The organism is Mesobacterium pallidum, assembly GCF_019966535.1.
Taxonomy (GTDB): domain Bacteria; phylum Pseudomonadota; class Alphaproteobacteria; order Rhodobacterales; family Rhodobacteraceae; genus Mesobacterium; species Mesobacterium pallidum.
In genome coordinates this window covers 554,555-579,892 of record NZ_JAIMID010000002.1, presented here as the reverse complement: position 1 = coordinate 579,892, position 25,338 = coordinate 554,555, and the positions used below count along the sequence as shown (strand labels likewise).

22 protein-coding genes are annotated in these 25,338 nt (G+C 67.7%); 15 read left to right on the top strand and 7 right to left on the bottom strand.

What is annotated here, in order from left to right:
* Positions 1-32 precede the first annotated feature (32 nt).
* Positions 33-803 (top strand): tRNA pseudouridine(38-40) synthase TruA, encoded by a 771-nt coding sequence (gene truA, locus MF270_RS05260; RefSeq protein WP_238364799.1) that lies wholly within the window; start codon positions 33-35, stop codon positions 801-803.
* 111 nt (positions 804-914) lie between these two features.
* Here truA and MF270_RS05255 read toward each other — a convergent pair whose 3' ends face one another.
* The 5 genes from MF270_RS05255 to MF270_RS05230 all read right to left on the bottom strand — a co-directional run bounded on the left by MF270_RS05255 (position 915) and on the right by MF270_RS05230 (position 7,340).
* Positions 915-1,331 (bottom strand): DUF3830 family protein, encoded by a 417-nt coding sequence (locus tag MF270_RS05255; protein WP_238364798.1) that lies wholly within the window; start codon positions 1,329-1,331, stop codon positions 915-917.
* Between the two features lie 7 nt (positions 1,332-1,338).
* On the bottom strand, positions 1,339-2,751 hold the full coding sequence (hydA, locus tag MF270_RS05250) for a dihydropyrimidinase (protein WP_238364797.1): 1,413 nt from the start codon (positions 2,749-2,751) through the stop codon (positions 1,339-1,341).
* A gap of 20 nt (positions 2,752-2,771) precedes the next feature.
* A complete protein-coding gene (locus MF270_RS05245) occupies positions 2,772-5,645 on the bottom strand; it encodes an FAD-dependent oxidoreductase (protein WP_272490674.1) in 2,874 nt (957 codons plus the stop codon).
* A gap of 9 nt (positions 5,646-5,654) precedes the next feature.
* Positions 5,655-6,542: a dihydrodipicolinate synthase family protein gene (locus MF270_RS05235; RefSeq protein ID WP_238364796.1), complete on the bottom strand. Its 888-nt coding sequence runs from the start codon at positions 6,540-6,542 to the stop codon at positions 5,655-5,657.
* Positions 6,543-6,695: 153 nt separating this feature from the next.
* Positions 6,696-7,340, bottom strand: coding sequence for a GntR family transcriptional regulator (locus MF270_RS05230; RefSeq protein WP_238364795.1), 645 nt, complete (start codon positions 7,338-7,340; stop codon positions 6,696-6,698).
* Between the two features lie 135 nt (positions 7,341-7,475).
* Here MF270_RS05230 and MF270_RS05225 point away from each other — a divergent pair, with 135 nt between their 5' ends.
* The 14 genes from MF270_RS05225 (at position 7,476) to MF270_RS05160 (ending at position 22,743) form a co-directional block, all read left to right on the top strand.
* Positions 7,476-8,159: a GntR family transcriptional regulator gene (locus MF270_RS05225; RefSeq protein ID WP_238364794.1), complete on the top strand. Its 684-nt coding sequence runs from the start codon at positions 7,476-7,478 to the stop codon at positions 8,157-8,159.
* Positions 8,160-8,422: 263 nt separating this feature from the next.
* Positions 8,423-9,985 (top strand): ABC transporter substrate-binding protein, encoded by a 1,563-nt coding sequence (locus MF270_RS05220; RefSeq protein WP_238364793.1) that lies wholly within the window; start codon positions 8,423-8,425, stop codon positions 9,983-9,985.
* 51 nt (positions 9,986-10,036) lie between these two features.
* On the top strand, positions 10,037-11,044 hold the full coding sequence (locus MF270_RS05215; protein ID WP_238364792.1) for an ABC transporter permease: 1,008 nt from the start codon (positions 10,037-10,039) through the stop codon (positions 11,042-11,044).
* A 3-nt stretch (positions 11,045-11,047) separates the two neighbouring features.
* Positions 11,048-11,884 carry an ABC transporter permease gene (locus MF270_RS05210; protein WP_238364791.1) on the top strand — a complete coding sequence of 279 codons (837 nt, stop codon included), beginning with the start codon at positions 11,048-11,050 and terminating at the stop codon, positions 11,882-11,884.
* The gene (locus MF270_RS05205) at positions 11,881-12,906 is read left to right on the top strand and encodes an ABC transporter ATP-binding protein (protein WP_238364790.1); all 1,026 of its coding nucleotides are present in this window, start codon (positions 11,881-11,883) and stop codon (positions 12,904-12,906) included. The genes MF270_RS05210 and MF270_RS05205 overlap by 4 nt, the downstream gene beginning before the upstream one ends.
* Positions 12,899-13,675 (top strand): ATP-binding cassette domain-containing protein, encoded by a 777-nt coding sequence (locus tag MF270_RS05200; RefSeq protein WP_238364789.1) that lies wholly within the window; start codon positions 12,899-12,901, stop codon positions 13,673-13,675. Before MF270_RS05205 ends, MF270_RS05200 begins: the two co-directional genes overlap by 8 nt.
* An 11-nt stretch (positions 13,676-13,686) precedes the next feature.
* On the top strand, positions 13,687-15,729 hold the full coding sequence (locus MF270_RS05195; RefSeq protein ID WP_238364788.1) for a hydantoinase/oxoprolinase family protein: 2,043 nt from the start codon (positions 13,687-13,689) through the stop codon (positions 15,727-15,729).
* Positions 15,726-17,459, top strand: coding sequence for a hydantoinase B/oxoprolinase family protein (locus tag MF270_RS05190; protein WP_238364787.1), 1,734 nt, complete (start codon positions 15,726-15,728; stop codon positions 17,457-17,459). The genes MF270_RS05195 and MF270_RS05190 overlap by 4 nt, the downstream gene beginning before the upstream one ends.
* The gene (locus MF270_RS05185; RefSeq protein ID WP_238364786.1) at positions 17,456-18,691 is read left to right on the top strand and encodes a metal-dependent hydrolase family protein; all 1,236 of its coding nucleotides are present in this window, start codon (positions 17,456-17,458) and stop codon (positions 18,689-18,691) included. Before MF270_RS05190 ends, MF270_RS05185 begins: the two co-directional genes overlap by 4 nt.
* 381 nt (positions 18,692-19,072) lie before the next feature.
* A complete protein-coding gene (locus tag MF270_RS05180) occupies positions 19,073-20,251 on the top strand; it encodes an aspartate aminotransferase family protein (protein ID WP_238364785.1) in 1,179 nt (392 codons plus the stop codon).
* Positions 20,244-20,735 carry a GNAT family N-acetyltransferase gene (locus MF270_RS05175; RefSeq protein ID WP_238364784.1) on the top strand — a complete coding sequence of 164 codons (492 nt, stop codon included), beginning with the start codon at positions 20,244-20,246 and terminating at the stop codon, positions 20,733-20,735. The genes MF270_RS05180 and MF270_RS05175 overlap by 8 nt, the downstream gene beginning before the upstream one ends.
* 55 nt (positions 20,736-20,790) lie before the next feature.
* Entirely contained in the window at positions 20,791-21,717 is a 927-nt protein-coding gene (argF, locus tag MF270_RS05170) for an ornithine carbamoyltransferase (protein ID WP_238364783.1), read from the top strand.
* Complete coding sequence (locus tag MF270_RS05165; protein ID WP_238364782.1) at positions 21,710-22,063, top strand: hypothetical protein; 354 nt, start codon at positions 21,710-21,712, stop codon at positions 22,061-22,063. Before argF ends, MF270_RS05165 begins: the two co-directional genes overlap by 8 nt.
* A complete protein-coding gene (locus MF270_RS05160) occupies positions 21,991-22,743 on the top strand; it encodes a hypothetical protein (protein WP_238364781.1) in 753 nt (250 codons plus the stop codon). Before MF270_RS05165 ends, MF270_RS05160 begins: the two co-directional genes overlap by 73 nt.
* 5 nt (positions 22,744-22,748) lie before the next feature.
* Here the strand turns inward: MF270_RS05160 and MF270_RS05155 are convergent, their stop codons facing one another.
* Both MF270_RS05155 and MF270_RS05150 read right to left on the bottom strand, forming a co-directional pair.
* Entirely contained in the window at positions 22,749-23,912 is a 1,164-nt protein-coding gene (locus MF270_RS05155) for a cytochrome P450 (protein ID WP_238364780.1), read from the bottom strand.
* A 64-nt stretch (positions 23,913-23,976) separates the two neighbouring features.
* Complete coding sequence (locus MF270_RS05150; protein WP_238364779.1) at positions 23,977-25,257, bottom strand: calcium-binding protein; 1,281 nt, start codon at positions 25,255-25,257, stop codon at positions 23,977-23,979.
* Positions 25,258-25,338 lie beyond the last annotated feature (81 nt).

Genomic DNA, 25,338 nt, shown 5'->3' with positions numbered 1-25,338 from the left:
CCAAGCCGCGCCGCCCCGGCTAACCGGCGGCCATGCACCGCTATGCCCTCAAGGTCGAATACCACGGCGCGCCCTTCTCCGGGTGGCAGCGCCAGGCCGAGCACGCTTCGGTCCAGGCTGCCATCGAGGCCGCGCTGGCAAAGCTCGAGCCGCGCGATCACACCATCGCGGCGGCGGGGCGGACGGATGCGGGGGTGCATGCGACGGGGCAGGTGGCGCAATGCGACATGGCGCGGGACTGGGACCCGTTCCGTCTGTCCGAGGCGCTGAACTTTCACTTGAAACCCGCGCCGGTGGCGATCACCGCCTGCGCGCAAGTCACCGACGATTGGCACGCCCGGTTCTCGGCCATCGAGCGGCAGTATACCTTCCGCCTGCTCATGCGCCGCGCGCCGGCGACGCTGGAGGACGGGCTGGTCTGGCAGGTGAAACAGCCCCTGGATGCCGAGCTGATGCGACAGGGCGCGGCGCAGCTCGTGGGGCACCACGACTTCACCACCTTCCGGTCGTCGATCTGCCAGGCGGCGAGCCCGGTCAAGACGCTGGACGAGATCACGGTCACCGAGGTGGAGGGGTTTTCCGGCCCCGAGATCCGGTTCTTCCTGCGCGCCCGCAGCTTCCTGCACAACCAGGTGCGGTCCATCGTCGGCACGCTGGAACGGGTCGGAACGGGCGCCTGGGCGCCGGAGGACGTGCGCGCGGCGCTCGAGGCCAAGGACCGCGCCGCCTGCGGGCCTGTCTGCCCGCCGCAGGGGCTGTACCTGACCGGGGTGGTCTATCCCGAGGATCCCTTTGCCATCTGACCCATGGGGGTCCTGGCAGCGTCAGGTCCCGGGCGGACGTGTCAGCCGCCCGGGCCGGAGGGGCGCGGCGAGGGACCAACGCCGCCACGCCCCGGTGTCACGCGGCCGGTCTCAGGCCAGTTCGATCACGATGTCCTGCGCGCCTTTCCACAGGCAGCCGTGTCCCAGCTCGGGCAGCTTGTCGAGGTTCGAGGTGATCGTGATGAAATGGTTGCCGGCCAGCTGCCCCATCTTGGACGAGAAATCCACGCCGCCATAGGCCAGCAGGATCTCGGTTTCCGAGATGCCTCCGGGATACAGGATCATGTGGCCGGGCGCGGGGTGGCTGGTGTGGTTCTCGTAGCCGAGGCCCCAGTCTTCTTCGCCCAAGGGGACCCAGACGCCTTCGCCCGACCAGCGGACGTGGACGACCTGGCTGCGGTAGGGCAGGCGGCTCAGCATGGCGGCGGATGTTTTCGGCGCCATTTCGGTTTCCAGGACGGCGTCGAAGGTGATGCCGCCGGCGGTGATCTTCAGGGCTTTTGTCATTGTGTCCTCAGGTATTTGCAGGGGTTTTCTTGGGAGTGGCCGGGCAGTAGCGGCCCTGGCCCTTGGTGCCGGTCAACACGCCCCGGTCGATGACCACGGCGCCGTTCAGCACGACGGTTTCGGGCCAGCCGGTCACCTCGATCCCCTCGTAAGGGGTGTAGTCGCAGGCGTCGTGCAGGTCGGCGTGGCGGATGGTGCGCCGCGCCTCGGGGTCCCAGATGGTGATGTCGGCATCCGAGCCGATGGCGATGGTGCCCTTCTGGGGATAAAGCCCGTAGGTCCGCGCATGGTTGGTCGCCGTCAGCGCCACGAAGCGCTCAAGCGAGATGCGCCCGGCCATGACCCCCTGGCTGAAGAGGATCGGCAGCCGCGTCTCGACCCCCGGAATGCCATTGGGTATGTGGCGGAAGTTCTTGCGCCCCAGCGGGGTCAACTTGCCGCGGTCGTCGTCGTAGCGGAACGGGCAGTGGTCGGACGAGAACAGGTCGAAGGTCCCGTTCTCGAGCCCGGTCCAGCATTCCGCCTGCGCCGCTTCGTCGCGCGGCGGGGGAGAGCAGACGTATTTGGCGCCCTCCCAATCCATGCCCTCGAGGTCCTTGGCGGTCAGGGTCAGGTATTGCGGGCAGGTCTCGCCGATGATCTTGAGCCCGCGCGCGCGGCCGCGGGCGATCTCTTCGATCGACTGGCCGTTCGAGACGTGGACGATGACGATGGGCACATCCGCGATCTCGGCCAGCGAGATGGCGCGGTGCGTCGCCTCGCGCTCGACCGCGACGGGGCGGGTGGCGGCATGGGCGCGGGGGGCGATCTCTCCGGCCAGCTCGTGCTTGTCGATCAGGAACCGGATCGCGTCCTCGTTCTCGCAATGGATCATGACCGTGGCGCCATGGGCGCGGGCGGTGTCGAGCGTCTGCAGGATCTCTCCGTCGCTGAGGCGCAGGTCCTCGTAGGTCATGAACACCTTGAGCGAGGCATAGCCGTCCGCGATCAGCGCCGGCAGGTCCTGGCCGATCAGCTGCTCGGTCGGGTCCGACACGATCAGGTGAAAGCTGACATCGGTGTAGCATTCCCCTTCGGCCTGGGCGTGGTAATCCTTGAGTGTTTCACGGATCGGCACGCCCTTTTCCTGCAGGCAGAAGGGCAGCACCGTGGTGTTGCCGCCGAACAGCGCCGAGCGAGTGCCGCTTTCGAAATCGTCCGCGATCACCGCGCCGCCGCCCTGCGGCTGGCTGAGGTGCACGTGACTGTCGATGCCGCCGGGCAGCACGTACTTGCCGGTCGCGTCCAGGGTGCGGGTGGCGCCGGTCAGCTGTTGGCCGATCTGCACGATCTTGCCGCCGCGAATGCCGATATCGGCGGTGAACACGTCGGCGGCGGTCGCAACCGTGCCATTGGCGATGATGAGGTCGAAGGTCTCCATCCGGGTCTCGTTCGTTGGGATCAGTTGAAGCGGGCCAGCGAGAACGGGGCGAGGTCGCGCCCCGTGTCGTGGCCGGTGACAAGCGCGGCGGTGAGCTGACCCATCAGCGGGCCCAGCGTGTAGCCGTTCGAGGTCGCGGCGTGGAACAGCCCCGGCTGGCGCGGGTCCTCGCCCAGGATCGGCGCGCCGTCGATGTTGATGTTCATCGCGGCCCAGGACCGGATCACGTGCAGCTTGCGCAGCCCCGGCACGACATGCTGCGCGACCCAAAGGTTGCCTTCGAGGCTCTCGGGCAGCGGCCGAGGGTGCTGATGCACGGGGTCGAGCCCCGCCGTCCAGCCGCCGCCAATGATGAAATTGCCGTTGCTGGCCTGTTTCAGCGTCAGGTGCCGGTCGGCATGGGCGACCAGCGCGGTGATCGCGGGGGCCGCCGCCTCGGTCACGACCATCTGCAGCGGGGCGCCGAAGACCGGGACCTCGCAGCCCAGCATCCGGCCCACGGGCGCGGCAAAGGCGCCGGCCGCATTGACCACGCGCCGGGCGGTGAGCGGCCCGCGCGCGGTGTGCAGGGTAAAGCCGTCCGGGCCATGCTCCATCGCCTGCAGCGTGGTGCGATCCTCGAGCCGGACGCCCAGGCGCAGCGCCTCGGCCAGCAGCTGCTGCGTGGCGATCAGCGGGTTGATCTTGCCTTCCTGCGGGCACCAGGCCGCGCCGACGAAACGGGGGTCGAGCGCGGGTTCGCGCCGCGCCAGCTCGGCCGCGTCGATGACATGCGCCTCGATCCCGACGGCGCGTTCCACGGCGGTCTTGGCCTCGAGGAACCGCAGGTGGGCCTCGGTTTCCGCGACCATCAGCCCGCCGGTCACCTTCATCTCGAAATCCGCGCTGAGCTCGGTCTGTAGCTGGCCCCAAAGCGCGATGCTTTCGGCCTGCAAGGGCAGGGTGCGCGCGGCGGGGCCGCCGCCGCCCTCGGCCCGGGCGCCGTGGTCGAAGGACAGAAGCTGCGCATGCAGGCTGCCCGCGTTGCCGCCCGAGGCGACGGAATTGGCGCGGCCGTGCTCGATCAGCGTGACCTCGGCCCCTTGCCGCGCAAGAAACAGCGCGGTCGAGACACCGACGATCCCGGCGCCGATCACCGCCACGTCGGTCTTGTCGCGGCCCAGCGGATCGCCGCGCAGGGGCGCGCGCTCGGGCAGCAGGGCGCGCTTGTGGCCGCCCCATTCGGGCTTTTCCACCGCCAGCGCGGCCAACGGCACCGGCCGCACCGGCATCTGCGGGGCAAGGGCGCGGGTCGCCTCGGACGCGGGCGTGTCGTCGGCCGCGATCCGCGCCGCCTGGTGGGCGCAGTAGCGGCTCTGGCAACGGCCCATGCCGCTGCGGGTCAGGCGTTTCAGCGTGGCAAGGTCGGGCGCGGCGCCATTCGCGGCAGCGCGCAACGTGCCCGCGGTGATGGATTCGCAACGGCAGAGCAGGGTGTCGCCCTCGGGCGTGTCCGGGGCCGTCTGCGGTGCAAACAGCCGCCAGAGCGCGGCCTGGAAGGCGCGCGCCCGGTCGCGGCGGCGCAGGTCGGGGGCGGCGGGCGCCTTGCCACGCAGCTTGGCGACGACGGCGCGGCCGGCCAGCAGCCCTTCGGCCTGGGCCACCTGGGCGCCGCCGAACTGCGCCACCTCGCCGATGATGAAGACATCGGGCTGCGAGCTTTGCCCATCGGGGGCCCGCCGCGCGACCAACTGGCCGCGCGCCATGTCATGGGCGCAGCCCAGCAGCCGCGACAGCGTGTTGTCAGAGGCGAAGTTGCCGCCCATCAGCACGCAATCGGCCTCGATGCGCAGATCGCCCCCGGGCGTCGCGATCACGGCGCCGGTCACGGCCTCGCGCCCCTCGATCCGGGCCAGCCGGCTTTGCCAATGCACCGGCACGCCCGCGCGGCGCAGCTGTGCCAGGTGCCGCAGGCCGAGCCGCGCAAGGGCCGGGTCGCGGCGCAGCAAGTCCAGCGCGGCGGCGGGGCGGGACATCGGGGGCGGGGCCGTCTCGACCACGGCCGCGACCTCTCCGCCCCGGCGCAGGATCTCGGCGGCGACCTGGATGTTCAGCGGGCCATTGCCGGTGACAAGGATGCGCTGGCCGGGCAGCGTGCCATAGGCGCGGAGCAGGGTCTGCGCGGCGCCCGCCGTCATCGCGCCGGGCAGGTCCCAGCCGGGCATTGGGTCGGGGCGCTCATAGGCGCCGGTGGCGATCACCACCATGTCCGCGCGCAGGTAAGCGGCGCCGTGCGGGCCGAGGATGGAGAGCACCGCGCGCCCGTCGGAATCGCGGGACGCGCCCCAAGCGAGCGTTTCGCCGCGCAGGTCCACCCCTGCCGCGCGGGCGGCATCGATCAGCGCTGCACCCGCGCGCGACTGGGCGTCCGGGCTGGCCCCGGAGGTGGCCGGCTGCTTGAAATACTGCCCGCCGGGCAGGTGGCGTTCGTCGAGCAGAACGCAGGCCACCCCGGCCCGGGCCGCGCATTCGGCTGCCGCAAGGCCCGCCGGGCCGCCGCCGATCACCGCCAGCTCGGTCGCCTCGACCGGCAGGCTCGCAGGCAGCGGCGCGAGGTCCGTAAGGCCCGGCGACAGGATGTCCGGCAGGGCGTCGCCGCGGCGGATCTCCATCCCGTCCCGCACGCGGGCCATGCAGGCGCGCTGCCCGGTGCGGCCGTCGATGGTGACAAGACAGTCGTGACAGGCGCCCATGCCGCAGAACAGTCCGCGCGGTGCGCCGCTGCGGGCCGTGGACAGCGCCCGTTGCCCCGCCTGGGCCAGCGCGGCGGCAACCGAGAGGCCGGCCGCGACCACGCGCTCGGTCCCGTCGATGCGAATCCGGCAGGTCTGCAGGTCGTGCGGACGGGCGGTCATGGCGTGCGATCAGCCGGCGAAGGACAGGCCGAACTCGGCCACCATCGCCTTGAGCCGGGCATCCGCCTCGGGCGTCACGGGCAGGCGCGGGGGCAGGGGCGTGCCCGCGTCGAAGCCCATGTGGGTCAGCAGCGCCTTGCTGCCGCCGACATAGGCCTGGCCGCCGACCGCGCGGATCACGGGCAGGTAGGCGTGGTAGACCGCCTTGGCGCCCGCCAGGTCACCGGCCATGGTCCGGTCGAAGATCTCGACCATCGCGGCCGGGGCCACGTTGGACGCCACGGCGACCCAGCCCATCGCGCCCTCGACGAAGCTTTCGAACCCCATGATCCCGCCGAACACGGTCATGTCGTCGCCGGCCAGCAGCAGGATGTCCCGGATCCGGGTCACATCCATGGTGCTTTCCTTGATGTAGTCGCAACCCGCGATCCGGGCGATGCGCGCGACGGTTTCGGGCAGCAGGTCGACGTTCGACGTGGCCGGGTTGTTGTAGACCATGACCGGGATGTCGATGGCGCCGGCGATGGCGCTGTAATGCGCGACCAGCTCGTCCTCGGTCGGGGTGGCGTAGAAGGGCGGGATCACCATGACGCCATCGGCGCCCAGGGTCTGAGCCTCCAGGCTGCGGCGCACGACCTCGCGGGTGTCCTCGGCGCCGGTGCCGACCAGCACGGGCACGCGCCCGGCGGCGGTGTCGATCACGCATTTGGCGACGGCGGTGCGGTCGGCATCGTCCAGCGACAGGAATTCGCCGGTGGAGCCAAGGGGAATCAGCCCGTGGATCCCCTGTACGATCTGCCAGTCGGTGAACCGGCGCAGCGCGTCCAGGTTGACGGAACCATCGGGATGGGTGGGCGTGATCATGACGGTGAATACACCCCGGAAGTCTTTAGTCATTCTTGATCCTGTCCTTGGTCCGGTCGTCCGGAGGGGCCCCAGCGGCATCGGATCGCTCCGGTCGCCGTATTGCATTACAGTGGTATCCCATTAGAATGCACAAAGCGCCAGCCGGGGCAACCCCGATGTTTCGGGGTGCTCCTGCGGGGCGGATCAGTAGTTCTTGAGGACGCCGATGCGAACGATTTCAAGGTGGAAGGACATGGCGGCGCGGGCGACCTCGCTTTCACCGCCCTGCAGTGCGTCCAGAATCGCGGCGTGTTCGCGCATGCCCGGCTTGGCCCGGACCACGGGCAACTGGCGTTCGAAGATGGTGGTGAAGCGGCGCAGGTCGCGGATGAAGGACACCATGAAGGGGTTGCCGCTTTGCGCGGCGATATAGCCGTGCAGGCTGTCGTCCAGCGCCCAGACCTCTTCCGGATCCGGGGTGGGGTTGTCCGCAACGCTTTGAAAACGTGCGAAAAGATCCGTCAGCTTTGCCGCGTCCGGAGACTTGCAGGCATTGGCGGCGGCCGTGGGTTCCAGCAACATGCGGATGTCGAGCGCATGCAGGTAATCGGTCAGCGTGACCGTGCGGACCTTGAGCGCGCCGGTCTCGTCGCGTACCAGCAGCCCCTCGCCTTCGAGCCGGCTGAGCGCGGTGCGCATGGGCGACCGCGAGACCTGGTATTCCAGCGCCAGACGCCGCTGCTGGATCGCCATGCCGCCGGGCAGGCGGGCCGACAGGATGTCGTGCAAGAGCGTCTGGTACGTCTCTTCGCCCAGGTTCGAATCGCTCTCCTGCTCGTGGTCGGTCATCGTGCTCCGCTCTTGTGCCCGTTTCGTTTCCGGGTAGAGAATGGACCAGATCCGGCGGGGGCAACAGACGGCAGATGCGCAAAAGATGCCTGTAAATCCAAGATTTTTCCGCCCCTCGGGCGGCTATGACATAGAATGGGACGCAACATCATGACCGATGGGGTCGCCAAGCCTGCCCGCAAGACCGAGCGCCGCGGGGCGCATAGCCTGGCCTCGCTGGCCTACAATTCGGTCTCGGACATGATCCGTCATCGGCAGCTGCGGGGCGGTCAGGTGATCCTCGAGGCGCCGCTTGCCGAAAGTTTGGGCATCTCGCGCACCCCGCTGCGCGAGGCGCTGCAGCGGCTCGAGGGCGAAGGTCGGGTCCAGAAGGGCGAGGGGCGCAACTACGTGGTGCGCAAGGTCGACCTGGGCGAGTACCTGCACAGCCTGCGCTTGCGCCTGCTGATCGAGCCCGAGGCGGCCGCCCTGGCGACGCCGATGATCCCCGGCTCGGTGCTGTCCGAGGTCAGGCGCGAGGTGAACGACCTGATGACCGGCGCCGCCTATCATACTGTTTCCCATTGGGATTCTGACGATCATCTGCATGACATGATCATCGACTACTGCGGCAATGGCGTGATGGGAAAGGTGCTGCGCGAGCTGCGTGTCACCACGCGCCTGTTCGAGATCGACCGCCTGAAAGACCGGCTTCAGCCCGATTCGACCGAACACCTGGCGATACTCCAGGCCATCGAGGCGGGGGATCCCGAGGCGACGCGGCGCGCAGTTGCTGTGCATATAGAAAGCTTGATTGCCTTTGCGCGTCGTAATCTCTGAGCAGGTGCGCGGCGGTCGGTGTCGCATCGCTTGTTCGGTCTGAGCTTTCCTTGAAAACAAGGCCAAATCCCGCGCACGCCGCGTCCTGACCACAGGTGCGCCCCGCGGGCATTTGCGGTCTTTTCTTGTTTTCTGGTGCCTCGGGATCCCGGCCTGCGCCCTGCACAAGGCAGATTTTCCGCAAAGTCGTTTGACACCCGGGGCGAAATCGGTACGTTCGGATAAAAGTGGGATACCAGAAAAATGCAGGGAGTTGCACAGCAATGAAATCCACACTCGACCTCCTCACCGGCACCGCCATCGGCGCCATCGCCCTCGCGGGCCTCACCGCTTTGCCCGCCATGGCCGAGCCCCAAGGCGTTCTTGTCATCGCCGAGAACGAGACGCCCGAGAACCTCGACCCGGCGAACGCCACCAACTCGACCGTCGATCAGCTGCTGCTGGGGGTCTATGACACGCTGGTGCAGTTCACCGCCGGCGATGTCGAAGTGACCCCGCGCATCGCCGACAGCTGGGAGATTTCGGACGACGGGCAGACCTACACCTTCACCCTCAAGCAGGGCGTCACCTTCCACGACGGCAGCGCGCTGACCGCCGAGGACGTGGTGTTCAGCCTCGAACGGCTGGTTGCGGCCAATGCCGGCGTCATGAACAACATGGGCACCTATTCCGGGGCCGAGGCGGTCGATGACTACACCGTCGCCCTGACGCTCGACGCGCCCTTCGGGCCGTTCCTGTCGGCGCTGGCGCGCATCTACATCGTCAGCAAAGACGCGGTCGAACCGCATATGGGCGACGACAACGCCCGCCAGTGGCTGGCCGTGAACGAAGCGGGCTCGGGCCCCTACACCGTCACCGATTACGCCCCGACCGAGGCGGTGACGCTGGAAGCCTTCCCCGACTACTGGGGCGGCTGGGATGGTAACCACGTGGCCGAAGTGATCTTCCGCTACGTGTCGGAACCCTCGACCCAGCTGGCGCTGCTCGAGGCGGGCGAGGTGCATATCGCTCCCGACATCACGGTCGAGGACAAGCTGGCCCTGCAAGGCCGTGACGGCTACATCGTCGACATCGGCTCGGCCGCGACGCCGCTGTATTTCTACATGAACACGGCGTCCGAAGGCCCGATGGGCGACCCGGCCTTCCGCGAGATGATCGCGCAGACCTTCGACCGCCAGCTGCACCTCGACCAGGTGCTGATGGGCTTCGGCACGCTACCCGACGGCCCGCTGCCGGTGGGCTGGATGGGCCACGCCGCAGGGACCGAGCTGCCCTTCGACCTCGACGCCGCGCGCGCCATGGTCGAGGAAAACGGCTGGGCAGGCACCGAGCTGCTGGTCCGCTACCTGCCCGATATCCAGGAAGAGCAGGCCGCCGTCGAGCAGCTGCAATCGAACCTCGGCCAGATCGGCATCACCCTGACCGCCGAGGGCATGACCTGGCCGGCCCAGGCCGCGACCACCGGTTCGGTGGAAACGACCGCCGATCTCAACATGCTCTATTCCTTCCCGAACTTCCCCGACCCCCATGCCGTGCTGAACGGCAACTTCAACGGGGCGCTGACCGGGGCCAAGGGCGGGCTGAACTGGGCGCAATACGAGAACCCAGAGGTGGACGCGCTGCTGAACGCCGCCGCCTCCTCGGCCGATCCGGCGGAACGCGCCGCGCTGTATGCGCAGGTGCAAGAGCTGGTCGGGGCGGATCACGTGGCGATCACCGTGTCGCTGCCCGGCTCGGTCGTCGCGCTGTCTGACAGCGTCGAGGGCTACGTCTACAACGTCGCCCACCACCAGACCTTCAACTACATGGATATCGGCCTGAAGTAAGGCCGGCATCCGCCACCCCTCTCCCCAAGACGAGCACGGCCAGGACCAGACATGACGTACATACTACAGCGTATCGCCTTTTCCCTCCTGTCCCTGTTCGTGCTCGTCCTCATCTCTTTCCTGCTTAGCCACATCGTGCCGGGGGACCCGGCCTACGTGGCGGCAGGGCCCAACGCGGGCGCCGAGAAGATCGCCGAGATCCGCGCCGAGATGGGCCTGGACAAGCCGGTCGCGACGCAGTTCTTCATCTACCTCGGGGACGTGCTGCGCGGCGATTTCGGCACCTCGTGGTTCACCCACCAGCCGATCCTTCAGGACATCGCGCAAGAGCTTCCGCCCTCGCTCGAGCTGGTGCTGGTGGCGATGGTCATCAACCTTGTCGTCTCGCTGCCGGTCGGCCTGCTGACCGCGCGCTTCAACGGCTCGCGTTTCGACGACCTGGTGCGGCTGGTGTCGATCGCCGGGGCCGGGCTGCCGATCTTCTGGACGGCGATCCTGTTGCAGCAGAAGGTCGCCGCCGACTGGAAGCTCTTCCCCGTCGCCGGGCGGCTCAGCTTCGAGCATCGCCGGTTCGAGGGCCAGACCGGGTTCACCCTGCTCGACAGTCTGATGCAGGGGCGGCTCGACGTGTTCTTCGATGCGCTGGCGCACCTGATGCTGCCCGCATTCGCGCTGGCGCTGCTGTTCACCGCCGTGGGCGTGCGCATCACCCGCACCTCGATGATCAGCGAGTTCAAGAAAGATTACGTGACGCTCGCCCGGGCCAAGGGCGCCAGCGAAGGCCGCGTGATGTTCCGCCATGTCTTTCCGAACGGCGCGACGCCCGCGCTCACTGTCTTCGGCATGCAGTTCGGCTGGATGCTGGGCACCACCGTGCTGGTCGAAGAGATCTTCGGCCGCCCCGGCATCGGTCGCTACGCGGTCAAGGCGGTGACCCAGTCCGACATCCATGGCGTCGTGGCCGTGGTCTTCGTGGTCGGGCTGTTCTTCCTTGTCGCGAACCTCGTCGTGGACCTGCTGCTTTACGCCATCAACCCCCGCAAACACCTGGAGGGCTGAGACATGCTGACCACGCCGCGCAGCTACCCCAAATCCTGGGTCGAATGGACGGCCATCGTCATCGCCGCGATCATCGTTCTGACGGCGGTCTTCGGCGGGCTCCTGGCCCCGCATGACCCGCTGGTGATCGACTTCCGCGCCAAGCTGCTGCCGCCTTCGGGCACCCATTGGATGGGCACCGACGGGGCCGGGCGCGACGTGCTCTCGCGCCTGCTGACCGGCGCGCAGCTGACGCTGCTGTCGACCCTGTCGGTGATCGCCGTGGTGCTGGTCATCGGCTGCACCATCGGCATCTTTTCCGCCTTTGTCGGCGGCTGGGTCGACAACCTGCTGATGCGGCTGGCCGACATCTGGCTGGGCTTTCCGCCGCTGATCCTGGCGCTGGGCTTTGCCGCCGCCATGGGTGCTTCGCTTCAGGCGGCGATCTGGGCGCTGGTGTTCTCGTGGTGGCCGACCTATGCGCGGCTCAGCCGGATGATCACAAAGGACATCCTGTCGGCCAAGTACATCGCCGCCGCCGACACCCTGGGCGTGCCGGCCTGGCGCAAGGTGGTGCTGTACGTGCTGCCCAACGCCTTCGACGTGTTGATCATCCAGGTGACGCTGGACATCGCGGCGGTCATGCTGGCGATCTCGGGCCTGTCGTTCATCGGCGTGGGCGCGCAGATCCCGACGCCGGAATGGGGCGCGATGATCGCCGACGGGCGCGACTATGTGCGCAACGGCTGGTGGATCGTCATCTTCCCCGGCCTCGCCATCTTCTTCACCGCGCTCAGCTTCAACATCATCGGCGACATGCTGCGCCGCGAACTCGACCCCACGTCGCAGAGGCGCGCATGATGACCGCACCCGCCCCCGAGATGACGACCGAAACGGACCCCGCCATGACCCCGCTGCTTGACCTTTCGGACGTAACCATCGCGCTGCGCCAGAACGACCGCAAGATGGTCACCGGCGTGTCGCTGTCGGTGATGCCGCGCGAGGTGTTCGGCATCGTCGGCGAAAGCGGGTCTGGCAAGACACTGTTCACCCGCACCGTCTTTGGCCTGCACGAAGACACGTATCTCGCCGGCGGCACCGTCCGCTTCAACGGGCGGGCCCTGCCGCTGAACGGCTACCGCCGCGCGATCAAGAAGATGCTGGGCAAGGAAATCGGCTATATCCCGCAGGACCCGTACTCATCGCTGAACCCGTCGATGCGGGTCGGCCGCCAGCTGACCGAGGCGCTGTACCTGTCCAAGGGCTACCCGATGCGGTCGCAAAAGGCGCAGGACGCCGCCGTGGCCCTGCTGGCCGAGGTCGGCATCCCCGAGCCCGAGCTGGCGTTCCGGCAATACCCCGACCAGTTCTCGGGCGGGATGCGGCAGCGCATCGTCATCGCCATCGCGCTGAGCCAAGACCCCGAGCTGATGATCGCGGACGAGCCGACCACCGCGCTCGACGCCTTCACCCAGCGGCGGATCATGGACCTGATCCTGGAACGCTCGCGCACCCGCGGCCTGGCCGTGCTGCTGATCAGTCACAACCTGGAACTGCTGCGCCAATCCGTCGACCGGCTGGGCGTGCTCTACGGTGGCCAGCTGCTGAACGTGGCCGCCACCGCCGACATCGGCGCGCGCGAGATCCACCCCTACACCCAGGCGCTGTTCGACTGCGTGCCGGGGCGCGACAAGCGCCTGGCCGACATCGCTTCGATCCCCGGTGAGCCGGTGGGCGCAGGCTTTGGCACCACGGGCTGCGCCTTTGCCGGCCGCTGCGCCTTTGCGCAGGACATCTGCCGCAGCGCGCCGCTTGTCACCAACACCGACCGCGGCACCGGCTTTTCGGCCTGCGTGCTGGGAAAGGGGGCCCGTCATGGCTGAGCAACCCGTCATCGAGCTGCTGGAACTGACCAAGAGCTTTTCCAGCGGTGCCTTCGTCCAGAACCGCAGCTTCGCGCTAGGGCCGGTGTCGATCACCGTGAACTCCGGCGAGGTCGTCGGCATCCTGGGCGAATCCGGCTCGGGCAAGTCGACCGTGGCCAATGTCATCATGCGCCTCACGGGCTTTGACGAGGGCAGCTACCACTTTCGCGGCGCCGACGTGCGCGCCTTTACCAAGGCCGACAGCTTTGCGTTCAAGTCCAAGGTGCAGATCATCTTCCAGGACCCTTACGGCTCGCTCAACCCGCGGGCCACGGTGGGCGCCTCGATCCGCGAGGCGCTGATCCTGCACAAGCGTCACCTCAGCCGCGCCCAGATGGACGCCCGGGTGCGCGAGCTGCTGGCCGAGGTCGGCCTCGGCTCCGAGGACCCAGGCCGCTACCCGCACGAGTTCTCGGGCGGGCAGCGCCAGCGCATCGCCATCGCCCGCGCCCTCGCGGTCGAGCCCGAGGTGCTGGTCTGCGACGAGCCGTTGTCATCGCTGGACGTGTCGATCCAGGCGCAGGTGCTCGAGCTGTTCAAATCCCTGATCGAACACAGGAATCTCACGATGGTCTTCATCTCGCATGACCTGAACGTGTCGCGGCTGCTCTGCGACCGGGTCTACGTCATGCACAAGGGAAAGGTCGTCGAAAAGGGCATTGCGCAGGAGGTGCTGACCAACCCGCAGCACGACTACACCCGGCAATTGCTCGAAGCCGTCTACTGAACGAGGAAATAATGGACAAGTACAAGCTCTCGATCGATATCGGCGGGACGTTCATCGACGTCGTGCAATTCGATTTCGACAACAAGAAACTGAGCGCCTTCAAACTGCCCACCACGCCGCATGACCCGGCCGAGGGCGTGATCTCGGCCATTGCGGGGCTGGACGTGCCCGCCGGCCAGGTTTTCGAGTTCATCCACGGCACCACGCTGGGCCTCAACGCGATCCTCGAGCGCAAGGGCACCACGGTCGGCATCATCACCAACGAAGGCTTCCGCGACCTGTTCGAAATCGCCCGCGGCGCGCTGGAATTCCAGGACATGTACCGGTTCGATTTTGACCGACCGCGCCAGATCGTCGAGCGGCGCAACATCCGCGGCGTGCCCGGCCGGATGGACTACCAGGGCAACGAGGTGACGCCGCTGGACGCGGGCGCCGTGATCCAGGCCGCGCGCGAGCTTTACGAGCAGGGCGACTGCAAGGCCATCGCCGTCAGCTTCCTTCATTCCTACGCCAACACCGCCCACGAGGCCGAGGCCGTGCGCCTGATCCGCGAGGCTTTCCCGGGCTGCGAGGTCACATCCGGCGCGCAGCTGGCCAACGAGTACCGCGAATACGAACGCACCTCGACCGCCGTAATGGACGCCTACATCAAGCCTGTCCTCAAGAACTACCTTGGCCGCGTCTCGAGCGGCATGGAGGGGGAGGGGTTCCGGGGCAAGAAATACGTCATGAACTCCTCGGGCGGCGCGCTGACCTTTGGCCTGGCCGAGGCAGAGCCGATCGCCACGGTACTGTCGGGCCCCGCCGGGGGCGTGTCGGGCGCGCTTTACGTCGCCAACGCGACCGAGCGGCCGAACCTGATTTCGGTTGACGTGGGCGGCACCTCGCTGGACGCCTGCCTTGTCGTGGACGGCAAGCCGGTGGACGTGTTCGAGGCGCGGATCGACGAATTCCCGATCCTGCAACCGATCTTCGACCTGCGCACGCTGGGCGCGGGCGGCGGCTCCATCGCTTATGTCGATGACACGCTGCTGCGCGTCGGTCCGCAATCGGCGGGCGCGGTGCCCGGGCCGGCGTCCTACGGGCGGGGCGGCACGGATGCGACCGTGACCGATGCCGCCGTGATGCTGGGCTATATCGACACCACCAACTTCATGGGCGGCAAGATGGACGTGGCGCTGGACGCCGCGGCCGAGGCGATCCGCGTGAACATCAGCGACAAGCTCGGCATCTCGATCGAGGCAGCGGCGCAGGCGATCTTTGACGTGCTGATCTCGCGCACCTCCTCCTCGGTGAAAGAGATGATGCTGGAAAAGGGGCTTGATCCGCGCGACTTCGCCATGCTCGGCTTTGGCGGCTGCGGGCCGCTGTTTGGCCCCATGCTGTTCGAAGAGCTGGACATGGCCGAGCTGGTCGTGCCGCCGCTGCCCTCGGTCTTCTCGGCCTGGGGGATGATGGCGTCCGACCTCAACTTCTCCGACGCCACTTCGGTGATGGAGGAAGTCGGGCCCAGGATGATCGCCGGCCTCAAGACCACGGCCGAGGATCTCGCCACCCGCTCCACCGCCGAGCTGTCGGAAAAGATCGGCGAGCCGGTGGACCCCACGGTCAACTTCTTTGCCCGCATCCGTTTCGTCGGGCAGGAACACACGCTGAACGTCGAATACCACCTCGATGACACGGCCGAGACGCTGTTCCAGCGCTTTTCCGACATGCACGCCGACCGCTTTGGCCACACCTTCGCCAATGCCTGCGAGGTGGTGTCGCTGATGGTCAAGCTGGTGCTGCCGACGCAGAAACCGGATCTTTCGTCCAAGGTTTCGGCCCCGCTGGAGGGCGACGGGTCGGCCGATCACCGCATGTACGACCCCGAGGCCGCGGCCTTTGTCGCCTGCAAGCGCTACAACCGCGACAACCTGGTGTCCGGCACGGACTATCCCGGCCCGGTGCTGATCACCGACGAAGGCTCGTCCCTGCCCATCTTCAAGGGCCAGGTGGCCCGCATCGACCCCTATGGCATGATCGCCATTACCCGACAGGAGGCCCGCGCATGAGCCGCTCCAAACCCACGTCCAAGGCGGCCGAGATCGAGATCATCTCGGGCCTGTTCATCTCTGCCGCCGAGCAGATGCGCCGCACGCTGGTGCGCACCGCCTTCAACCCGGTGATCTACGAGGTGCTCGATTTCGGCATATCGATCGCCGATGCCAAGGGCCGGATGATCGCCGAGGCGGCGGGCATCACCAGCTTCATCGGCGCCAACGACTACGCGCTGGGCAAGCTGATCGAGACGCTCGACCATGACGAGCTGCGGCCGGGCGACGTCATCATGCTGAACACGCCCTACTGGAACTCGGCCCATACCTCGGACGCGCTGCTGGTGACGCCGGTGTTCCTGGGCTCGGGCGGGATCGACATCTGGCTCTGCGTGCGGGCGCACTGGCTCGACATCGGCGCCAAGGATGCGGGCTACGTGCTCGACAGCACCGATGTCCACCAGGAAGGGCTGCTGATGCCCGGTGTCCGCGTCATCAAGGAAGGCAAGCTCGACAAGGAGATCTGGGCGATCCTGCGCGCCAACTCGCGCCTGCCCGACGCGATCGAGGGCGATTTCAACGCCCAGGTCGCCTGCCTGCGCACCGGCGAAAAGGCGGTGGCCGCGATCTTTGCCAAGTTCGGCAAGGACCGGGTCGCGGCTGCGGTCGATGCCTATATCGACTATTCCGATGCCAAGACGCGCGAGGCGCTGGCCGGGTTGCCGCGCGGCACCTGGAGTTCCGAGGAATGGCTGGACGATGACGGCGTGACCGACACGCCGATCAAGATGGTCTGCACGGTGACGATAACCGACGATGAGTTCATCGTCGATTACACCGGCACCGATCCACAGGTCGCGGGCCCGGTGAACATCCCCATCGGCGGGACGATCACCATGGCCAAGACCTATTTCAAGTACCTCACCCAGCCTGGCACCCCGTCGAACCACGGCAGCTATGCGCCGCTGCGGGTCGAGGTGCCGGAGGGCACGCTGTTCTCGGCCACCTATCCGGCGGCGACCTACGTGGGCTGGTCCAAGATGGTCGCCTTCGAGATGATCGCCAAGGCGCTGGCCCCGGTGATCGACTGGATCCCCGCCAGCTCGGGCGGGGACGAGCCGGGCTTCATGGCCGTGGGCAAGCATTACGTCACCGGACGGCCCTTCGTGATCTCGAACAACGAGGGCATCGGCTGGGGCGCGACCCATGTCCATGATGGCGCCAACGCGCTGCAGCACCCCTCGACCTCGACCGTGCGCAACACGCCGATCGAGGTGATGGAGCGGCAGACCAACCTGTTCCACACCCGGCTCGAGCTGGTCGAGAACTCGGGCGGGCTGGGCCAGTACCGCGGCGGGCTCGGCGTGCGCCGCGACGTGCAGATGGCGGGCGACACCGAGATCCTGTCGATGAAGAAAAAGTGCAAGACCCGCACCTGGGCGCTGCATGGCGGGGAACCGTCGCAGTTGATGAACCACATGGTGCTCTGGCCGGATCAGCCGCGCCAGCTCAAGGTCGGCATGTACCGCAAGGTGCTGAAAACCGGCGAATCATTTGCCAACTTCGCGGCCGGCGGCTCGGGCTGGGGCGACCCCGCCAAGCGCGACCCCGCCGCCGCCGCCTATGATCTCGCCAACGGTTATGTCACCGAAAGTGGCCAGATCGAACCGCTCGCCCGACTCGACGAATACTCCGTCCGCACCCTTGGCACGGAAAACGAAGCCGCCCGCAAGGAGGCCGCAGAATGACCCCGACCCACTACGCCCTGACCGATGGCCACATCGTCGATGTCGTCGCCGGAGAGATCCGCGAAGGCCTCGCCCTCGTCGTCAAGGACGGTCGCATCGACAGCCTGACCCCGGCGGCACAGCTGCCCGCCGACATGCCGCAAGTCTCGGTCGCCGGCCGCTACCTGTCGCCCGGCCTCCTGGATGCCCATACCCATGTCTTTATCGGCCAGTTCAACGACGGCGGCGACACGCTGCCCTCCGAGATGACGGCCCGCGCCGGCCAGCAGCTGGCCGAGATGGTCGAGCGCGGCTTCACCACCGTACGCGACGCCGGCGGCGCCGATTACGGGCACAAGAAGGCGGTCGAAAAAGGCATCTTCAAGGGCCCGCGCATGCAGGTCTCGGCCAAGATCCTGTCGCAGACCGGCGGCCACGGCGACCACCGCGCGATGGCCGACTACTGCTCCTGCGCGGCGGCCAATGGCACCGGCACCTCGGTGATCGCCGACGGCGTGGACGCGGTCCGCAAGGCGGTGCGCGAGAACGCGCGCCAGGGCGTCGACCAGATCAAGATCATGGCCGGGGGCGGGGTGTCGTCGCCCGCCGACAAGCTGCACCATCCGCAATATTCGCTGGACGAAATCCGCGCGATCACCGACGAGGCCGACCGCTGCGGCCGCTACGTCATGGCCCATGTCTACGCCGATGCCGGCATCCGCCGCGCGGTCGACTGCGGCGTGCGCTCGATCGAACACGGCAACTTCCTCAGCCCGGAAACCGCGGCCTTCATGGCGGAACGGGGCGCGGTATTGGTGCCGACGCTGATCACCTACGTGGCCGACGGCATCCACGGCATGGATTTCGGCTGGGCGCCCGAGAACCAGGAAAAGAACGCCGAGGTGCTGGCCTATGGCAAGCAATCGCTGCGCATCGCCCATGACGCGGGCGTCACCATCGGCTACGGCACCGACCTCTGCTGGTCGCCCAAGACCTACCAGGGCGACGGCCTGATGATTCACGAGGAGGAGCTCGGCACCGCCGAGGCGCTGCGCTGCGCCACGGTCAACAACGCCAAGGTCCTGCGCCTCGAAGGGCAGGTGGGCGCACTCATCCCCGGCGCCTTCGCCGACGTGCTGGTGCTCGACGCCAACCCGCTGGACGGCCTGTCCTGCTTTTCGCAAACGGGCAATAAGGTGGTCGCCGTGCTCAAGGCCGGCGCCGTCATGCGCGACGACGCCGCGCTGTTCTGATACGCCACAGCTGCGCCGGGCGGTCCTCCCCGCCCGGCGCCCACGGGGCCACGCCGGCCCCTGCCGCCCGCGCCCGCCCTCTTCATTGTTTTGAAAATACCTCGGGGGTTTGGGGGCAGCGCCCCCAAGGCCGTCCCTGTCCCCGAGGCGCCCACCCCGATCCGTCGCGCCCAGGTTTCCCCCTTCCCAAGCCCCGCGTGCTCGGCTATGAGCGCCTTCATGACGAACACGGTTCATATCTCCGCGCGACGCCGACGCGCTGCCTGAGACCTCCGACTTCGGGGGGAGATCCCCCGTGCCCGTCATTCTCCCTTACAAATCGTTGACAGCCTTGCGCCCTTGCGGCACTTCGAAAAGGCTTCTGAGACAAGGACCCATGCCATGATCCCGTCCGTTCTGCCGACCTACAACCGCGCGCCCCTGTCCTTCGCCCGGGGCGAAGGCTCCTGGCTGATCGAGGCGGACGGGCGACGTTTCCTCGACCTCGGCGCCGGCATCGCGGTGAACGCGCTGGGCCATGCGCACCCCGCGCTGGTCGCCGCGCTGACCGAGCAGGCCAGCAAGGTGTGGCATGTCTCGAACCTCTACAAGATCCCCGAGCAGCAGCGGCTGGCCGACAAGCTGGTCGATGCGACCTTTGCCGACACGGTCTTCTTCACCAACTCGGGCACCGAGGCCTGCGAGCTGGCCGTCAAGATGGCGCGCAAGTACCATTACGACAGCGGCGCGCCCGAGCGGGTCGAGATCCTGACCTTCGAGGGCTGTTTCCACGGCCGCTCCTCCGCCGCCATCGCGGCCAGCGGGTCGGAAAAGATGGTCAAGGGCTTCGGGCCGATCCTCGAAGGCTTCGTCCACCTGCCGTGGTTCGATATCGAGGCGGTGAAATCCGCGATCACCGACAAGACCGCCGCCGTGCTGGTCGAGCCGCTGCAGGGCGAAGGCGGCATCCGCCCGCTGCCCGAGGGCGCGCTGAAGGCGCTGCGCGCGCTTTGCGACGAGACCGGCGTGCTGCTGGTCCTTGACGAGGTGCAATGCGGCGTCGGCCGGACCGGCAAGCTCTTTGCCCATGAATGGGCGGGTGTGACGCCCGACATCATGATGGTGGCCAAGGGCATCGGCGGGGGCTTCCCCCTGGGCGCCGTGCTGGCGACGGAAGAGGCCGCCAAGGGCATGGTCGCGGGCACGCACGGCTCGACCTACGGCGGCAACCCGCTGGGCTGCGCCGTGGGCGCGGCGGTGCTGGATCACATCACCGATCACGGCTTCCTGGCCGAGGTGAACCGCAAGGGCGGCCTCTTGCGCCAGAAACTCGAAGGGCTGGTGGCGAGCCACCCGGAGGTCTTTGAAAGCGTCCGTGGCCAGGGCCTGATGCTGGGCCTCAAGTGCAAGGTTGCGCCCGCCGACGTGGTCGCCGCCGGCTATGCCAATGGCGTCATCACCGTGCCGGCCGCCGACAACGTGGTGCGCCTGCTGCCGCCGCTGACCATCAGCGACGAGGATATCGCGACCGCCGTCGAGCTGCTGGACAAGGCCGCCGCGCAGGTGGGCGGCGATGGCTGACTACGGCTTCGCCCCGCTGACGCGCGCCGATTACCCGCTGATGCGGGGCTGGCTGGCCCAGCCGCATGTGCGCGCCTGGTGGGGCGATCCGGACGACGAGATCGCGATGATCGACAGCGACATCGACACCGGCCCCACCGACATGCGCATCGTGACCCATGCCGGGCAGCCCTTTGCCTATGTGCAGGACTACCCGGCCCATCACTGGCCCATGCCGCATTACGCGGACTTCCCCGAAGGCACCCGCGCCATGGATACCTTCCTTGGCGAGCCGTCGATGCTGGGGCAGGGCCATGCCGCCCGCTACCTGCGCGCCCGGGCAAAGGCGCTGCTGGCGCAGGGCGCGGCGGCCGTGGTCATGGACCCGTCGCCGGACAACGCGGGGGCCGTGCGCGCCTACCGCGCGGCGGGCTTCGTGGGTGACGAGATCCGGCAGAGCGAAGAAGACAAACCCGTGCTGGTCCTGGCCTTCCACCCGGACTGAGCGCCTGATTTACGGGCCGAGAGACGCCCGACCGACAAGACGAAAGACGATAGACATGACGCACTTCCTTGACATCAACGCCACCGACGCGGGCGACCTGCGGGCCATCATCGACAGCGCCAAGGCGATGAAGGCCGCCCGGGGTGGCCGCCCCAAGGGCGCGCCCGACGACACCCTGCCGCTGGATGGCCGCATGGTCGCGCTGATCTTCGAAAAGCCCTCGACCCGGACGCGCATTTCCTTCGACGTGGGCGTACGGCAGATGGGCGGGCAGACCATGGTGCTCTCGGGCGCGGACATGCAGCTGGGGCACGGCGAGACCATCGCCGACACCGCCCGCGTGCTGTCGCGCTATGTCGACCTGATCATGATCCGCACCTTCGAAGAGCAGACCCTGCTCGAGATGGCGGAATATGCCGATGTGCCGGTGATCAACGGGCTCACGAACCGGACGCATCCTTGCCAGATCATGGCCGATATCCAGACCTTCGAGGAACATCGCGGCCCGATCGCGGGCAAGAAGGTGACCTGGTGCGGCGATGGCAACAACGTGTTCGCCAGTTTCGCCCATGCCGCCGGGCAGTTCGGGTTCGACCTGACCTTTGCCGGCCCGCCGACGCTGGACCCCGAGATGGTCTTTGTCGAAGAGGCCCGTGCCAAGGGCGTCAAGGTCGAGATCACCCGCGACCCGGTGGCGGCCGTCACCGGCGCCGACCTCGTCGTCACGGACACCTGGGTGTCGATGCACGACCCGCAGAGCGCGCGCGAGCGGCGGCACAACCAGCTGCGGCCCTACCAGGTCAACGCGGCGCTGATGGCCCATGCCAAGCCCAACGCGCTGTTCATGCATTGCCTGCCCGCGCATCGCGACGATGAGGCCACGTCCGAGGTGATGGACGGCCCCGCCTCGGTCATCTTCGACGAGGCCGAGAACCGGCTGCATGCGCAAAAGGCGATCATGCGCCATTGTCTCGGTGTCTGAGGACACGGGGCAGGACGGGCGTTTCTTCACGCCCCGGCCGCCGGCGCCGTTGAACCTGGACCTCGCCAGCCTCTCGGGCGGCGGGGCCTACCCGGCGCAATTCTATGGCGAAACCCATGACGGCCGCGCGGTCTACGTGCGGTATCGGGGTGGCGCGCTGTCGGTGCAGATCGCACCCGAGCCGGGCGAAGACGCGGTGCGGGGAGAGACCGTGCTGGACTGGGACGATGGCCCGCCTTGGGACGGCGAGCTCTCCCGGCGCAGTTCTGCCGCTTGGCCGGGGTCACGATCAACGGCGCGCTGCCCGAGGAAACAGACCCCGACGCGACGCACTATAAAGACCTGAACGGCGGCACGACGCACTGGGTTCTGGGTGCCGAACGGATCACCATCAAGACATCGCGCGCCATCCTGGCCGGGTGCCAGGCCGAATTTCCTGAGTTGCTACTGATTGCGCGGATCCACGGGGAGAACTTCCGCGTTCAGGGCCTGCGCGAGGTGACGCCGAAATCGCTGGACGATCATTTCGTTTCGCTTGTGTTCGGGGTGAAGGACGCGGCATCCGTTGCCTTCACCGCCGATCATGGCGTGGTCAGTTCTGGTCGGCAGATGGCCGTATCCGTCGCATACAATCATTGGAAGCACCCCGAGCCGCTGTATTCAATTTCATATGGTGGGCCGCCCTCGGTCACCGACCAACTGGGGCGGTCCATCTCGATTGCGGGCACGAAGGATGCGCCCGAGAAGGATCTCATCGCGGCCAGCGCGATGACGTTTCGCGCGTCGTTTCCCGCAGGCGACGCTATCCGCCGGGCTCAGTTTGAGCGGATCGGCAAGGTGGTTGATCGCCACCTGCCCGTGACGCGGCTGGCGCGGGTGGACCTCGCCTCCGGCGCGGTGCTGGGGAATCTGGACCGACCGCTCGACCAGGAGCTAACGCGCTGGTGTGAGGCGGACCCGGATCGCTGGATCGCGGTCCATCGCGAACGCCCGGGCCGCCCGTGGATCGGCATCCGGCCCGCCTGAGCCCCTCACACCTCCCAGGCCACCGGCATGGTGATCGGGCCGCGGAAGGCCCAGCCGCCGATCCTGGTCTCTCCGTCCAGCCGCAGGCCGCGCAGCCGGTCGAAGATCATCGGCATCGCAACTTCGGAGATCAGGCAGCGCGAGATCCAGGCCCCGGCGCAGAAATGCGGCCCCGCGCCGAAGGCGAGCGAGGCCGAGGCATCCTGCGTCATGTCGAAGGTATCGGGCCGGGCAAAGACCTCCGCGTCCCGGTTGCCGGCGCCGAACATCAGGAAGACGCGGTCCTCGGGCTCCAGCGTCACGCCGTGCAATTCATACCGCTGCGCCACGCGGCGGGGGGACATGGCGACCGGCGCCATCCAGCGGGTGTATTCGTCGAAGGCATCGGCCCAGGTCTTCTCTCCGCTTTCGATCAGCGCCAGCTGGTCCGGGTGGGTCAGCAGCGCCCAGGTCAGCCCGGCGATCACGTCGCGCGGCTCGTTCTGGCCGCCCGAGATGGCGAGCTTGACGTTGGCGCGGTACTGCTCTTCGCTCATTCCAGCTTGCAGGTGGACAGACAGCAGCGAGTGGTCGGGCGCGGCCTGCAACTCGGGCAGGCGGTCGTCGATATAGCGGTCGATATCGGCGGTGCAGGCGTTGCAGCGCGCCTCCACCTCCGGGTCGCCGGCGTAGTTCGCGCAACCGTCCATCATCCCCTGGCTCACCCTGTCCATCTCGCGCCAGGGCATGTTGGTCAGGCCCGTGACCGCCTTCAGCGCCTCGGCCGAGATGCGCATGGCGATGTCGCGGGCCATGTCGGCGCGGCCCTGCGGGTGGATCTCGTCCAGCGCGGCCTGCGTCTGTTCGACAAACTGCGCCTTCCACACGTCGCGCACCGTGCGGGGCGAGATCGTCGGGAAAACCGCCTTGCGCTCGGCCATATGTGCCGCGCCATCCTTGCGCATCATGTTCTGGCCCATGAGCCGGGTCATCAGCCCCTCGGGCTGGTCCGAGGAAAACACCTCGATCTTCTTTTCGTTGACGAAGATGTCGTCGCGCCGGGTCAGCAGGGTCGCGCCCAGCTGCGGCACGAACGCCACAGGCACCTCGCGCCGCATCCGCGCAAGGTCGGGGTAGGGGTCCTCCCAGAACCTCTTGGGGTCGATCTCGTAGACGGGTGCGTCCGACATGGGCAGTCTCTCCTCCCTGCGCCGGGGCAGGGTGGAGAGCGGCGGTTGATCTGTCAACCGGCCGTCAGAACAGGAAGTCGGCCGCGTCGAGGTTGGCCATGTCGAAGCCCAGCAGCGTGATCGATCCGGTCCCGCCGATGACCGTGAGGTCGATCACCGCATCGCTGCCGGTGTCCGAAAATGCCTCTGCCGTCTCCATGGTGTCGAAATCTGTGCCGAAGGCCGTGAGGTCCAGCAGGTCCTCCGCGTCGGTGAAATCGGTGATCACGTCGGCCCCGTCGGACAGGATGAAATCGAACCTGTCCTGCCCGCCGCCGCCGGTCATCGTGTCGTTGCCAAAGCCGCCGCTGATCTTGTCCCAGCCGCCGCCGGTCGAGACGATCACGTCGTCGCCCGCCCCGCCGAACAGCTTGTCACCACCGTCGCCGCCGGCGAGGATCGTGTCGTCCCCGGCGCCGCCATAGGCCGTGTCCGCGCCCTTGCCCATGTCGATCAGGTCGAAGCCCGAACCGCCCCAGGCGACATCCGCGCCAGCGCCGGCATCGATCGTGTCGCCGCCGAGGCCGCCAAAGACCCGGTCGTTGCCCCAGCTGGACGACAGGCTGTCCGCCCCGTCGCCGCCGTAGATCACGTCGGCCCCGCCGCCGCCTTGGATCCGGTTGTCCTCGGCCCCGCCGCCGATGGTGTCGTTGCCGAGGCCGCCGTCGATCACGCCGTCGATGGACCCTCCTGCGCCGCGATAGATGTCGTCGCCGTCACCCAGCGAGACATGGCCTTCGATATAGCCCCGGTTGCGGACAAAATCGGCGGCGGACGAGCCCGCGATGGCATCCCCGTCCAGTTCTTCGGCCGGGTCCTCCTCGATCAGGATGTGCCCGGAATTCTGCACGACCAGCCGGTCCAGCCCATCGCCCGACGTCACGCCGATGCCGGTGCCCAGGGCCGATATGACGCCGGAGTTGATCACGGTCAGGCGGTCCGCCTGCCCATCGTCCAACCCTTCGACAAGGACGCCGGTAAAGCCAAAGATGCCGCCTTCGGAGTTGATCGTGGTGTTCTTGCCGGTTGTGTGGACGCCGATCAGTTCCCCTTCGGCACTGCCGTCCATTCTGATCCGGATGTCGACATCGTCGCCTTCGGCCATAAGGCCTACGCCATAAAGGTTGGACACCGTTGAAAACAGGTCGATATCCGCGCGGTCGCCCACGACGTGGAGCGCGGGGCCTTCCAGCGCGTATACATTGCCGTCGACAATGATCTGAGCGTCATCCGCCGCGATGTAGATCCCGGAATAATTGATCGCGAATGGGGCGCTGAGGGCCTGCGCGCGAATGACATTGGTCATGTGAAAATCCCTTGAAATGTTTAGTAATAGTTAACGGCGCTGCGCACGCGGCAGTCAAGGGCCGGGCAGGGATGGGCGCGG

Excerpts from the sequence above, each read along its gene's own strand:
- truA (WP_238364799.1), top strand. The coding sequence starts at position 33 with ATGCACCGCTATGCCCTCAAGGTCGAATACCACGGCGCGCCCTTCTCC.
- MF270_RS05255 (WP_238364798.1), bottom strand. The coding sequence starts at position 1,331 with ATGACAAAAGCCCTGAAGATCACCGCCGGCGGCATCACCTTCGACGCC.
- hydA (WP_238364797.1), bottom strand. The coding sequence starts at position 2,751 with ATGGAGACCTTCGACCTCATCATCGCCAATGGCACGGTTGCGACCGCC.
- MF270_RS05245 (WP_272490674.1), bottom strand. The coding sequence starts at position 5,645 with ATGACCGCCCGTCCGCACGACCTGCAGACCTGCCGGATTCGCATCGAC.
- MF270_RS05235 (WP_238364796.1), bottom strand. The coding sequence starts at position 6,542 with ATGACTAAAGACTTCCGGGGTGTATTCACCGTCATGATCACGCCCACC.
- MF270_RS05230 (WP_238364795.1), bottom strand. The coding sequence starts at position 7,340 with ATGACCGACCACGAGCAGGAGAGCGATTCGAACCTGGGCGAAGAGACG.
- MF270_RS05225 (WP_238364794.1), top strand. The coding sequence starts at position 7,476 with ATGGGACGCAACATCATGACCGATGGGGTCGCCAAGCCTGCCCGCAAG.
- MF270_RS05220 (WP_238364793.1), top strand. The coding sequence starts at position 8,423 with ATGAAATCCACACTCGACCTCCTCACCGGCACCGCCATCGGCGCCATC.
- MF270_RS05215 (WP_238364792.1), top strand. The coding sequence starts at position 10,037 with ATGACGTACATACTACAGCGTATCGCCTTTTCCCTCCTGTCCCTGTTC.
- MF270_RS05210 (WP_238364791.1), top strand. The coding sequence starts at position 11,048 with ATGCTGACCACGCCGCGCAGCTACCCCAAATCCTGGGTCGAATGGACG.
- MF270_RS05205 (WP_238364790.1), top strand. The coding sequence starts at position 11,881 with ATGATGACCGCACCCGCCCCCGAGATGACGACCGAAACGGACCCCGCC.
- MF270_RS05200 (WP_238364789.1), top strand. The coding sequence starts at position 12,899 with ATGGCTGAGCAACCCGTCATCGAGCTGCTGGAACTGACCAAGAGCTTT.
- MF270_RS05195 (WP_238364788.1), top strand. The coding sequence starts at position 13,687 with ATGGACAAGTACAAGCTCTCGATCGATATCGGCGGGACGTTCATCGAC.
- MF270_RS05190 (WP_238364787.1), top strand. The coding sequence starts at position 15,726 with ATGAGCCGCTCCAAACCCACGTCCAAGGCGGCCGAGATCGAGATCATC.
- MF270_RS05185 (WP_238364786.1), top strand. The coding sequence starts at position 17,456 with ATGACCCCGACCCACTACGCCCTGACCGATGGCCACATCGTCGATGTC.
- MF270_RS05180 (WP_238364785.1), top strand. The coding sequence starts at position 19,073 with ATGATCCCGTCCGTTCTGCCGACCTACAACCGCGCGCCCCTGTCCTTC.
- MF270_RS05175 (WP_238364784.1), top strand. The coding sequence starts at position 20,244 with ATGGCTGACTACGGCTTCGCCCCGCTGACGCGCGCCGATTACCCGCTG.
- argF (WP_238364783.1), top strand. The coding sequence starts at position 20,791 with ATGACGCACTTCCTTGACATCAACGCCACCGACGCGGGCGACCTGCGG.
- MF270_RS05155 (WP_238364780.1), bottom strand. The coding sequence starts at position 23,912 with ATGTCGGACGCACCCGTCTACGAGATCGACCCCAAGAGGTTCTGGGAG.
- MF270_RS05150 (WP_238364779.1), bottom strand. The coding sequence starts at position 25,257 with ATGACCAATGTCATTCGCGCGCAGGCCCTCAGCGCCCCATTCGCGATC.